Below are 12,124 nucleotides of genomic sequence, written 5' to 3'. Positions count from 1 at the left end.
GTCCGCTGTGAGGTGAAGAGCGGACGCTCTTCAGCTCACGGCTGTACCCTATTGCGAGGATTCAAACTCGACCGTGATCGTTTCACGCGGAGGAAAATTAGCTTGGCTCAGCAAAACAGCAACCAGAAGAAGCCGCTCAAGGACAGGATCCTCAAGGGGCCGTATTTCTGGATCTTCCTGGCGCTTCTGGTGCTGCTTCCCGTGATCTTCGTATCCACGTCCTCCTCCACGAACCGCGTGGACACGAACGTGGGGATGGAGTTGCTCAAGGACGACAAGGTCAACGAGGCCAAGATCTACGACGGCGACCAGAAGGTCGAGCTCTCGCTCAAGGACAATTACCACGAGGGCGATCGCGACCTGGGCAAGAAGGTCGAGTTCTATTACGTCGAGCCGCGATCGGGCGACGTCGTCAAGGCCATGGACGATGCCGGCCTGAAGGGGTACACGGACCAGCCCGTTCAGAACAACTGGTTCACTTCGATGCTGGGCTTCATCGTGCCCTTCCTGCTGGTCATGCTGATCTTCTGGTTCCTCCTCTCCCGCATGGGCGGTGGCGGCGGCCAGATCATGAACTTCGGCAAGTCGAAGGCCAAGAAGTTCAACAAGGAGAACTCGCAGGTCAAGTTCGTCGACGTCGCCGGCGCGGACGAGGCGGTCGAGGAACTCCACGAGGTCAAGGAATTCCTGACCGATCCCTCTCGATTCACGTCCGTCGGGGCCAAGATCCCCAAGGGCGTGCTGCTCTACGGTCCTCCGGGTACGGGCAAGACCTTGCTCGCGAAGGCGGTTGCCGGCGAGGCGGGCGTTCCGTTCTACTCGATCTCGGGGTCCGATTTCGTCGAAATGTTCGTCGGTGTGGGCGCATCCCGCGTGCGTGACCTGTTCGAGCAGGCCAAGCAGAACGACGCCGCCATTATCTTCGTCGACGAGATCGACGCCGTGGGACGCCAGCGCGGCGCCGGCATGGGCGGCGGCAACGACGAGCGCGAGCAGACCCTCAACCAGCTGCTCGTTGAAATGGACGGGTTCGACGAGAACACCAACATCATTCTCATCGCTGCGACCAACCGTCCCGATGTTCTGGACCCCGCCCTCCTCCGTCCCGGGCGTTTCGACCGCCAGATCGGCGTGGATGCCCCGGACCTGAAGGGCCGCAAGCAGATCCTCGAGGTCCACGCACAGGGCAAGCGTCTGGCCGAGAACGTGGACATGGGCGCCGTGGCCAAGCGGACCCCGGGGTTCACGGGTGCGGACCTGGCCAACGTCATGAACGAGGCCGCTCTCCTGACGGCGCGATCCAACGCCCAGATCATCGACGACCGGGCGCTGGACGAGGCGATCGACCGCGTCATCGCCGGACCGCAGAGGCGGTCCCGGCTCATGAAGGAGCTCGAACGCAAGATCACCGCCTACCACGAAGGTGGGCACGCGCTCGTGGCCGCGGCTCTGCGCAATACCGATCCCGTCACCAAGATCACCATCCTCCCGCGCGGTCGCGCGCTGGGATACACCATGGTCATGCCGGTCGACGACAAGTACTCGACCACCAGGAACGAGCTCCTCGACCAGCTCGCCTACGCTTTGGGCGGCCGTGCCGCGGAGGAAATCGTGTTCCATGACCCGTCCACGGGCGCGGCCAACGACATCGACAAGGCGACCGGGACAGCCCGCAAGATGGTCACCGAGTACGGCATGAGTTCCGTGATCGGGTCGGTCAAGCTGGGCTCGGGGAATTCGGAGCCCTTCATGGGGCGCGACGCCGGCTCGAGCGGACCCGAGTACTCGGACGAACTCGCTGCCAAGATCGACGCCGAGGTCCGCACCCTGATCGACAGCGCGCACGACGAGGCCTACGAAATCCTGACGGAGAATCGCGACGTCCTGGACCGTCTCGCTTTCGAACTGCTGGACAAGGAGACCCTGAACGAGCGCGAGATCGCCGACATCTTCAAGGACGTGCGCAAGCGCCCGCTGCGCGACGTCTGGCTCTCCAAGGAGACGCGCCCGGTCTCGAGCATGCCTCCCATAACGACTCCTGCCGAGAAGGAAGAGGCCGCCGAAGCCGGCGCCGAGGATCCCGAGACCATGGCGCCCCAGGACCAGGCCGTCGCGGCCAAGCCCGAGCATCCCCTCGAGGTCCCGGAGAATTCTTCCGGCGCCGTCCCGCCCGACAACGGTCCTCAGCCGGGACCGGGCGAGCCCGGTTCCGACGAACCCGGCCAGGGCCCTGCGGGAGGCCCGAAGCCCGACGACGGCACCTCGGGCGACCAGGCGTAGTCATGGATCAGCCTCGCATCGAAGCCGCTGTCCGCGAGATCTTGGCCGCGATCGGCGAGGACCCGGACAGGGACGGTCTGAAAGATACACCGGCGCGGGTCGCGCGGTCCTACGCCGAGGTGTTTTCCGGCCTGGGCACGGATCCCACCGAACTGTTGGCGACCACCTTCGACATCGACCACTCGGAGATGGTCCTGGTCAAGGACATCGACTTCTTCTCGATGTGTGAGCACCATTTGGTGCCCTTCTACGGCCTGGCGCACGTGGCCTACATACCCGGAGCCAGCGGGCGTGTGACGGGCCTGTCCAAATTCGCCCGGCTGGTGGACCTCTACGCGAAGCGACCGCAGGTCCAGGAACGTCTCACGACCCAAATCGTCGAGGCCATCGAGGACTCCCTCGAACCAGCGGGGGCGATGGTGGTCATCGAGGGTGAGCACATGTGCATGTCGATGCGTGGTGTGCAGAAACCCGGGGCGAAGACCGTGACCTCCGCCGTGCGCGGACAGATGAGGGACACCGCGACGCGCTCCGAGGCCATGGGCCTCATCATGGGAGGCAAGAGCCGGTGACCGCATCCTCGTCCACGTCCGGATCCCTCGGTGGCGAGCTCGAACTCTCCCCGGAACAGGAATCCGTGCGCGGTTGGGGATCGTTCGACAATCTGCCTCGCGGACGGACCCTGGTCATGGGGATCCTCAACGTCACCCCCGATTCGTTCTCCGACGGTGGGCAGCACGCCGACAGGTCCGGAGCCGTGAGACACGCTCTGGACCTGGTGCTCGCGGGCGCGGACATCGTCGACGTCGGGGGCGAGTCCACGAGACCCGGAGCCAGCCCCGTCGCGGTCCCGACCGAGCAGGACAGGATTCTGCCGGTCATCCGGGAACTGGCCGCGCGCGGCGTCGTGATGTCCGTGGACACGATGCACGGTGAGACCGCGCGTCGTGCGGTCGAGGCCGGGGCGCACATCATCAACGACGTCTCGGGCGAACGGGTCACGGACGACATGATCGACCTGGTCCGTGATACCGGCGTTCCGTATATTCTCACCCACGCCCGAGGGGACTCCCGGTCCATGGACCGTCGGGCCGTCTACGAGAACACGGTCGAGGACGTGCGGGCGGAATTGCTCGAGTGGCGCGAAAGGTTCCTGGACCGTGGCGTCAAGCGGGAACAACTGATTCTGGACCCGGGCCTGGGATTCGCCAAGGCAGGAGACCAGGACTGGGACCTGCTGGCAGGCATGGGCAGATTCACCGATATCGGGCACCCCGTTCTGATCGCGGCTTCACGGAAGAGGTTCATCGGAACCCTGATGGCCCGGTCGCGTGAGGAAAGCATCGACGAGTCGGGAGGGGCTGACCTGCAGGTTCCCCCGCCGTCGGAGAGGGACGCCGCGACCGCGGCGATCTCCGCCCTTGCCGCCGAGAGGGGAGCCTGGGCGGTCAGGGTCCACGACGCCGCCTCGAGCCGGAATGCGGTGGATGTCACCCGCAAACTGCTCGCCACAGAAGCCTCTGGTGACGCATCCTGATAGTCAACGCAGTCAATCACATCGCATAGCAATAGATATTTGCTGGACCTGAGGGGACGGACACATGACGGAGAACCTCCCGAGCAGACCCGCCGACCCGGCACCGCACGCCCCGACGCGGCAGGACCGCATCGCAATCTCCGGGATCGGAGCGGTGGGCTATCACGGGGTCTTCGACCAGGAGAAGCGCGTGGGACAGCCGTTCTTCGTGGACGTCACGCTGTTCACCAATTGCGCTCCCGCTGCCAGGACCGACGATCTCGAACACACCGTCAATTACGGCGCGGTGGCCGAGACAGTCAAGGACGTCATCGTGGGCGACCCGGTGGACCTCATCGAGACTTTGGCCGAACGCATCGTGAGCAGCCTGTTCGCGTCCTACGAGGTGTCCGCCGTCGAGGTCACCGTCCACAAACCGAAGGCCCCCATCCAAGTCACGTTCGCGGACGTTTCGGTCACGATCTACCGGGAGAAACCATGACCGTCGATTCCATCATTGCCCTCGGCTCCAATCTGGGGGAGTCTCGGGACACCCTCTCGAAGGCCATCGAGGCGCTCGCGGAGAATGACAGGATCTCAGTCGAGGACGTGTCGCCGGTTGCCGTCACGGCCCCGGTCGGAGGTCCTGAGGGGCAGCCCGATTACCTCAATCAGATCGTCAGGGTCAGTACCGGCCTGAGCCCCTTCGCCCTGTTGCGTTTCTGCCAGGGCATAGAGGAAGACTTTCACCGAGTCCGCACGGTGCGCTGGGGCCCCCGAACCCTGGACGTGGACATCGTGACCTTCGGCGACCTGTACATGGACGAGCCCGAACTGAACCTGCCCCATCCTCGTGCCGCCGAAAGGGCCTTTGTCCTAGCTCCCTGGGCGCGCATGGACCCCGACGCCGTGCTGGACGGCGTGTCCGTCGCCGAGCTGGCCGAACGGGCGGCGGATCGAGACGGTGTCCGCGGATACCTGGACGCGACGGACAAACCGGAGCCGAGTACATGAAGCCATTGCGATACAGGTGGCTCGCGCTGATTGCCGCCGTTGCACTTGCCGCGGGTGGCCTCGCGACGGGCATATGGCCGGACTTCCGAGAGGTCGGGTTCATCCTCCCCTGGCCGACGCTGGCGGTCAGTGTGCTCCTGGCGGCTGCGGCCCTCGCCCTCGGATGGAAAGTCAGGGCGCACGTCAAGGATCCCAAGCACAAGCCCATCGAGCCGATCGTCGCGTCCAGAATCGCCGTCCTGGCCCAGACCTGCGCCGTGTACGGTGCGCTCCTCTTCGGTTGGGCCGCGGGAATCGTCGCTTACGAACTCGCTCTCCTGCGCTTCCGCCCGGCATCGGACACTTTGTTGCTGAGCCTCGCTAATGTTGTGGTGGGCGCGATGGTGTGCATCGCGGGCTGCCTCGCAGAGACATGGTGCAAGAGACCACCCGACGATTCGGACAGATCCGAATCGGACCAGGACGTCACCACTCGGCGAGGTTCGGACCAAGACATACCCGAGGGAGAAGGCGGATATGCCAGGAACCGGAGAGACTGAGAAGCACTCGGTGTCCCCGCACGAGCATTCGACGGACAACGGACCGAAGGAGGAGGTCGACCGTCCGGGCTCGGACACCTCAGGAAGCGCCCGACGTCGACACCTGGGTCCCGGGTCTCCGCGTTTTGAACGGACTCTTCGGGAACTCGACCCGTGGTCTACCGAGTGGGTCCGGCCCGACACCCGCTACCCCAAGTTGCTGTTGGTCAACGAAATCATTTGGGGAGCAGTGGTCACCGCGGCGCTGTGCATTCCCCTCGTCATGGTGAGCCTCGGATGGTGGAACTGGCCGTGGTTGTGGTTGGCCATCGCCGTGCCAGCCGCGTACGCGGTGGGCGTCGTCATCAGCGTTGCGCTCGTGCCCCGCCGTGCCCGAGCCCGCGGCTATTCCGAGCGCGACGACGACCTGCTCATCCGTCACGGCGCGATGTGGCACAAAGTCAATGCGATTCCTTACGGCCGACTCCAGACCGTCGAGGTTTCCGTCGGGCCTCTCGAGCGGAGATTCGGCCTGGCCAAGGTCGAGCTGCATACGGCGTCGTCCTCGACCGACGCGAAGATCGAGGGGATCACGGCCGAAGAAGCCGCCCGACTCCGGCACGAGCTGACCGAGCGCGGCGACAACCGACTCGCGGGGCTGTGACCGATGGACTCGCAGACTCCTGATACCCAGCGGTGGCGGCGCGTCCACCCGCTGAGCCCCTTGGCGAGATTCTGGTTCGCGATCCTGATCGCACTGTTCGCGGTCGGACGCAATTTCATCGAAGACATCTTCGAAGGCAAAACGGACGCTGAATCCCTGCGCAACAATGTCGTCGACTTTCTGACGTCATTGAATATTCTCGCTTGGCTCGGCCTGACACTCCTGATCGTGGTCGTACTGGGAGGAATGTTCCTCAACTGGTGGTTCACTCGTTTCACGGTGACCGCAGACTCCGTACGCGTGCGCCAGGGGTGGCTGTTCCGCACGGACAAGCAAGCACGTCTCGACCGCGTCCAGAGCATCGAGATCTTCCAACCGTTCATGGCACGCCTCGTGGGGCTGGCTGAGCTTCGGTTCGACGTCGCGGATTCGGGCGACGCCGCCCTCCACCTCCAGTACCTCAGGAAGAAGGACGCCGAGGCGTTGCGAGAGCAGCTCCTGGGACGTCGCAATGCGATCCGGGCCGAGGAATCGGCGTCGACATCACTGGGCGCGGAAGCCAACAGTGCGCAGTCGGCGGGCGCCGACCAGGATTCCGATTCCGGTCGGCACGCGGCGGGCCGCCCGCAGGCCGGTCCAGAGGTGAAACCGCATCCGGAATCGGAGACCTCGGACATGAACGAGGCTCCGCTCGCCTCCGTCGGTCCCGGCCGAGCGATCGTCTCGACGCTCCTGGGCGGAACCGGGCTCTGGTTCCTGGTCGTGCTCTGCGGTTCGTTGGCTTTCGGTCTCTTCCTGCCGGAGGTCGGCGGCTTCGTTTTCGTCCCGGCGATACTGAGTCTCGTCGGCGGTGTGTGGAGCTCGGTCAACACCGGGGCGAACTTCACGCTGACCAGGACCTGCGACGGATTCAGAATGAGATACGGGTTGACCTCCACACGTACTCGGACCCTGCCGCTGGGCCGTATCCAGGCCGTCGGCATCGACCAGCCGCTGCTGTGGAGGATCCCGGGTTGGTTCCGTGTGCGCATCAACTCCGCGGGGCTGGGGACGTCGTCGTCCGAAGAGCAGCACAGGACCCTCCTGCCCGTGGGCACGGGACAGGACCTGATGAATATCCTTCCGCACGTCGTCGAGACGTCCGAGGACGGCGGCGTCGACGGGTACCGGCTTCGGAGCGCGCTCGAGGGCAGCGGCCCGGAGAACGGTTTCGTGGTGGCACCCCGCAGGTCCCGGTGGCTCGATCCGTTCAACTATCGGCGCAACGGCTATGCCACCACGCCGGACCTCCTGCTGCTTCGCGGAGGATGGCTCAGGCGGCGGCTCAGCGTGGTTCCGCATGAGAGGACACAATCGGTCGCCCTCGAGAGCGGCCCTCTGCTCAGGCGGCTCGGACTGGCCACCGCGAGGTTGGACTCGGTCGGCGGGGAAGTCAGCACGAAGGTCGAGCACTTGGCGACCGAGGACGTGCGTGAGATGATCCGCGAACAGGCCGCGCGGGCGGCCTTCGCTCGGCGGATTTCCGCCGACACAACGCCCGGCACCCCCACGGCGCCCCGCACTGACACATCACTGACCCCGAGCGAGGACTCCGCAACATCATGAGCGAACCAGCCAACCGTCCCGGGCGCCTCGGCATCGGCGTCATCGGCGCAGGCAAGGTCGGTGCCGTTCTCGGTGCCGCCCTCCGGTCCGCGGGCCACGCGCTGGTCGGGGTCCACGCGGTGTCGGAGGACTCGCGAACCCGCGCCGAGGCTCTCTTGCCCGATGTCCCGGTTCTGCCGATTCCGCAGATCGTCGAGCGGAGCGAGGTCGTGCTCTTCGCGGTGCCGGATGACGAACTCGGCCCGCTCGTCTCGGGTCTCGCCCAGGCCGGGCACTTCACGACCGGGCAGATCCTCGTGCACACCTCCGGCCGGTTCGGTACTGACGTCCTGGAGCCGGGTCGGGAAGCCGGTGCGATTGCTCTGGCCGTGCACCCGGTCATGACGTTCACGGGACTTTCCCTGGACCTGGCGCGTTTGCACACGGCTTCCTTCGGTGTCACGGCCTCCGGCCCCTTTCTGCCGATCGCGCAGGCCCTCGTCGTCGAGATGGGCGGGGAACCCGTGGTCGTCGCGGAGGGGGACAGGCCGCTCTACCATGCCGCGCTGGCCCACGCCTCGAATCATTCGGTCACGCTCGTCGGCCAGGCCTCCCAGATCTTGGAGAGCATGGGCATCGAGAATCCCGGGGAGGTCTTGGGGCCCCTCGTCCGTGCGAGCATCGACAACGCCCTGGCCTCGGGGGACGGCGCGCTGACCGGGCCCGTGGTACGTGGAGACGCCGGAACCGTCCAGACCCATCGGGAAAACCTCGAGGGGTTCGCGACGGAGGAATCTGCCCCGGACATCGGCGCCGCCTACCTCGCCATGGCGGAGGCCAGCGCTTATCGGGCCAATCGCAGGGGAGCCCTTCCGGACGAGGCGCTCGAACGCATATTGCGTGCTCTCGGTCTCGAAAATTCGCACAAAAGTGAAAGCGGCGGCCACGAACAGTAAACTGCATTGCGGTCCGAGGCATCCCGCGCCCAGTCGCGGAGGTGCCTCGCCCCCGTGGCACCCGGCCATTCGCACCGACAGGCCGTGCCGCGGTATTCGCTCAAGGAAGGACGACTATGACGGGTGAGCTGTTCATCGCTCGAACCCTGGAAGAATTTTCCGCCCACATCAGCCAACGCATGGGCGACGCCGAAGCGAGGATCCACGCGGCCGAGGCCGAAACCCTCTCGGCGCACCGCAGCGATCCCGACGCCGAGCCCACGACGCCCCGTGTGGCGACCCTCGGTTTCGTCCCGACCATGGGTGCACTGCACGACGGGCACGCAACCCTCATCGAAAGAGCGCGTGAGCAGAACGACGTCGTCGCAGTCTCGATCTTCGTCAACCCGCTCCAGTTCGGACCCGGAGAGGACTACGACAAGTACCCGCGCCAGCCGGACGAGGATCTGGCCCTGCTGCGGGAGTACGGGGTCGACATCGTGTTCATCCCGGAACTCGAGGTCATGTACCCCGGAGGCGAGCCCCTTGTGCGCGTGAGCTCCGGCCGGCTCGGAACCATGTTCGAAGGGGCCGCCCGGCCGGGACACTTCGATGGCGTGCTGACCGTGGTCAACAAGCTGTTCAACGTCGTCGTTGCCGCCGCGGGCCCACATCGGGGCCGCGCGTACTTCGGCCAGAAGGACGCCCAGCAGGTCGCCCTGGTCCAGCGGATGGTGGCCGACTTCGCGATCCCGCTGGTGGTCTGCCCCGTGGCCATCGTCCGTGACGACGACGGCCTCGCGATGTCCTCCCGCAACTCCTATCTGGATCCCGAGGAGAGGAAAGCCGCCCTCGTGCTCTCCCGCACCCTCGCCCTCTTGCGCGAGGAAGGGCTCTCACGGGGCTACGCCGGAATCGACGTCGACGCCGCGAGGGAACGGATATCCGACCGGGACGGAGTGGACCTCGAATACCTCGAGATCGTCGACCCCAAGACCTTCGAGGCGCCCGTCGAGAATTCGGAACGGGCGACGGCGCTCGCCGCGATTCGCGTGGGCGGAACCCGGCTCATCGACAACATGGATGTCATCTGAGGGCTCCCACACCCTCGGATTCCGCGTCCGATACACCCACAGATAGGCTTAGGACCGTGAGTACTTCAGCTTCGTCGTCCTCCCCGCAGGACCAGACCAGTCAGCAGACCGAGATCAACGAGCAGATGCGCATCCGGATGGACAAGCGCGCGGAACTGATCTCTCGAGGACGTGAAGCCTATCCCGTGGGCGTCCCCGTGACCCGAAGCATCCAGAGCGTCCGCGAGCAGTACGGCGACCTGGAGGCCGGGGACGAGACGGGCGACGTCGTCGGCGTCGTCGGGCGCGTGGTGTTCGTGCGGAACACGGGCAAGCTGTGCTTCGCGAGCCTCCAGGCCGGGGACGGAACACGACTTCAAGCGATGATTTCGCTCGCGAAGGCCGGACAGGAGAACCTGGACGACTGGAAGGCGCTCGTGGACCTCGGCGACCACGTGTTCGTGCACGGGGAAGTCGTCAGCTCACGTCGCGGCGAGCTGTCGGTCATGGTCGAGGACTGGTCGATGGCGTCCAAGTCGTTGCGCCCGCTCCCGACCCTGCACAAGGACCTGAACGAGGAGACCCGGGTCCGGCAGCGCTACCTGGATCTCATGGTCCGCAAGGAAGCGCAGGAGACGGTCCTCAACCGCGCGAAGATCATGCAGACCGTGCGTCAGGTCCTTGTCGATCAGGGCTACATCGAAATCGAGTCGCCGATCCTGCAGCTCGTGCACGGTGGCGCGACCGCGCGGCCGTTCCAGACCCATCTCAACGCCTTCGACCAGGACATGACGTTGCGCATCGCGACCGAGCTGTACCTGAAGCGAGCCGTGGTCGGTGGGATCGACCGTGTCTTCGAGATCGGGCGCATTTTCCGCAACGAGGGCGTGGATTCCACGCACAGCCCCGAGTTCACGACCCTTGAGGCGTACCAAGCCTACGGGGACCAGTTCACGATGGCCGAGCTCATCCAGAACATCATCATGGCCTGCGCCGATGCTCTGGGAGTCCATCAGATCGAGACGGACCGGGGAACGATCGACCTCAACGCGGAATGGACATGGCTCGGCGTCTATCCGGGCCTGTCGGAGGCCGTCGGGCGGGAGATCACCCCCGAGACCACGGCCGAGGATCTTCGCGGGATCGCGGACCAGCACGACGTCTCGGTGGATCCCTCGTGGGACGCCGAGAAGCTCGTCATCGAACTCTTCGGCGAAATCGTGGAACCGACCCTCATCAACCCGACGTTCGTGTGCGACTATCCGCCGTCGGCGCAGCCGCTTGCCCGGCCCCACCGGTCGAAGCCGGACGTCATCGAGGCCTGGGACCTCATTATCGGCGGTATGGAGCGCGGCACAGCTTTCTCCGAATTGATCGATCCTGTGATCCAGCGAGAGCGGCTCACGGAGCAGTCCCGGCTGGCCGCCGGCGGAGACGACGAAGCCATGGAACTCGACGAGGACTTTCTGCGAGCCCTGGAACATGCCGCTCCTCCCATGGGCGGATTGGGCCTGGGAATTGATCGGCTGATCATGTTGTTCACAGGACTGGGGATTAGGGAAACGATTTTGTTTCCGCTGATGAAGCCCGAGTAAATCGGGATGATCAAGCGGGCCTCCGGGCCCGGGGGAGAAGGTTCGGCGTGGAATATGTGGCCGTATTGTTGCCGTCCGTCGCTATCGGCATCATCTTCTATTTCGTGATGCGCTGGGCGTTCCGGGCCGACAGCTCGGAGCGCAAGGCCCATGCAGCCTCGGACGACGACGCGCGCCAATGGTACGAGAAGATCAAATCCCGGGAAGGATCCGGAGAGATTTTCCTTCCCAGAGAAGACTCGGATTCATAAGTTTTTCACAGGAAGAATTATGCTTCCGGAGGACTATTCGACTGTCCTTTTCTGTTGGCAATTGATACTCTGGCCTTACACCAGGACAAAAGTCCACAGCTTTAGTGCCGCGTGAGCCGGATACCGTTCCCGCGCTTCGCTAACACGATTAAGGTCCTCTGACATCAAATTTTGCGTCGGACCGCGCCAATAAGGACTGAGGAGACACTCATGGCTCAGAAAGTTAAGATCATTCTCGAGGACGATCTCGAGGGCGGCGCCGCTGACGAAACCGTGCGTTTCGGGCTCGACGGCGGCCAGTACGAAATCGACCTCTCGTCGGCGAACGCCGCGAAGCTTCGCGACGCGATTCGTCCGTACGCGGCCAAGGCCCGCCGGGTCCAGGGGCGCAACAGTGGGCGAGGCACCTCGGGCAAGGGCTCGGGGCAGGTCCGCAATCCTGAGACGGCCCTGATCCGCAAGTGGGCCAAGGAGAACGGCTACAACGTCTCCGACCGCGGCCGCATCCACCAGGAGATTCAGGACGCCTACTACGCCGCTCGTAAGAAAGACTCCTAGTAAGAGCCGGTTTTCGAGGGCTGTCGAAGGAATCGGCGCGAAGCATCTGCTGGTTCTCGACCTCGTGCAAGATCAAGCTCAGGGCGGAAATACTTAGGTATTTTCTGCCCTGAGCTTTATTGCGTCTCGCCGGTGG

General features: G+C 64.8%; 13 protein-coding genes. All 13 read left to right on the top strand.

Going from position 1 to position 12,124, the window contains the following annotated elements; genetic code table 11:
- The first annotated feature begins 102 nt into the window (after positions 1–102).
- The 13 genes from ftsH to EWU68_RS08225 all read left to right on the top strand — a co-directional run bounded on the left by ftsH (position 103) and on the right by EWU68_RS08225 (position 11,988).
- A complete protein-coding gene (ftsH, locus tag EWU68_RS08285) occupies positions 103–2,280 on the top strand; it encodes an ATP-dependent zinc metalloprotease FtsH (protein WP_156265365.1) in 2,178 nt (725 codons plus the stop codon).
- Between the two features lie 2 nt (positions 2,281–2,282).
- Positions 2,283–2,852: a GTP cyclohydrolase I FolE gene (gene folE / locus EWU68_RS08280; protein WP_129315660.1), complete on the top strand. Its 570-nt coding sequence runs from the start codon at positions 2,283–2,285 to the stop codon at positions 2,850–2,852.
- Positions 2,849–3,817: a dihydropteroate synthase gene (gene folP / locus EWU68_RS08275; protein WP_238692388.1), complete on the top strand. Its 969-nt coding sequence runs from the start codon at positions 2,849–2,851 to the stop codon at positions 3,815–3,817. The genes folE and folP overlap by 4 nt, the downstream gene beginning before the upstream one ends.
- 64 nt (positions 3,818–3,881) lie before the next feature.
- Positions 3,882–4,298: a dihydroneopterin aldolase gene (folB, locus tag EWU68_RS08270; protein ID WP_129315659.1), complete on the top strand. Its 417-nt coding sequence runs from the start codon at positions 3,882–3,884 to the stop codon at positions 4,296–4,298.
- Positions 4,295–4,810: a 2-amino-4-hydroxy-6-hydroxymethyldihydropteridine diphosphokinase gene (gene folK, locus EWU68_RS08265; RefSeq protein ID WP_129315658.1), complete on the top strand. Its 516-nt coding sequence runs from the start codon at positions 4,295–4,297 to the stop codon at positions 4,808–4,810. The genes folB and folK overlap by 4 nt, the downstream gene beginning before the upstream one ends.
- Positions 4,807–5,349, top strand: coding sequence for a DUF3180 domain-containing protein (locus tag EWU68_RS08260; RefSeq protein WP_129315657.1), 543 nt, complete (start codon positions 4,807–4,809; stop codon positions 5,347–5,349). The genes folK and EWU68_RS08260 overlap by 4 nt, the downstream gene beginning before the upstream one ends.
- Positions 5,327–5,992, top strand: coding sequence for a PH domain-containing protein (locus EWU68_RS13300; RefSeq protein WP_238692387.1), 666 nt, complete (start codon positions 5,327–5,329; stop codon positions 5,990–5,992). Before EWU68_RS08260 ends, EWU68_RS13300 begins: the two co-directional genes overlap by 23 nt.
- A gap of 3 nt (positions 5,993–5,995) precedes the next feature.
- Entirely contained in the window at positions 5,996–7,597 is a 1,602-nt protein-coding gene (locus EWU68_RS08250; RefSeq protein WP_129315656.1) for a PH domain-containing protein, read from the top strand.
- Positions 7,594–8,532: a Rossmann-like and DUF2520 domain-containing protein gene (locus EWU68_RS08245; protein WP_129315655.1), complete on the top strand. Its 939-nt coding sequence runs from the start codon at positions 7,594–7,596 to the stop codon at positions 8,530–8,532. Before EWU68_RS08250 ends, EWU68_RS08245 begins: the two co-directional genes overlap by 4 nt.
- Positions 8,533–8,648: 116 nt before the next feature.
- Positions 8,649–9,605, top strand: coding sequence for a pantoate--beta-alanine ligase (gene panC, locus EWU68_RS08240; protein ID WP_238692386.1), 957 nt, complete (start codon positions 8,649–8,651; stop codon positions 9,603–9,605).
- 125 nt (positions 9,606–9,730) lie between these two features.
- A complete protein-coding gene (lysS, locus tag EWU68_RS08235; RefSeq protein ID WP_129315703.1) occupies positions 9,731–11,179 on the top strand; it encodes a lysine--tRNA ligase in 1,449 nt (482 codons plus the stop codon).
- Positions 11,180–11,235: 56 nt separating this feature from the next.
- Positions 11,236–11,430 carry a hypothetical protein gene (locus EWU68_RS08230; RefSeq protein WP_238692385.1) on the top strand — a complete coding sequence of 65 codons (195 nt, stop codon included), beginning with the start codon at positions 11,236–11,238 and terminating at the stop codon, positions 11,428–11,430.
- Positions 11,431–11,640: 210 nt separating this feature from the next.
- Entirely contained in the window at positions 11,641–11,988 is a 348-nt protein-coding gene (locus tag EWU68_RS08225) for a histone-like nucleoid-structuring protein Lsr2 (RefSeq protein WP_129315653.1), read from the top strand.
- The last annotated feature ends 136 nt before the right edge of the window (positions 11,989–12,124 follow it).

This window comes from Rothia koreensis (assembly GCF_004136575.1).
Classification (GTDB): domain Bacteria; phylum Actinomycetota; class Actinomycetes; order Actinomycetales; family Micrococcaceae; genus Rothia; species Rothia koreensis.
The sequence above is the reverse complement of the archived record's forward strand: the minus strand, read 5'-3'. Positions and strand labels throughout refer to the sequence as shown.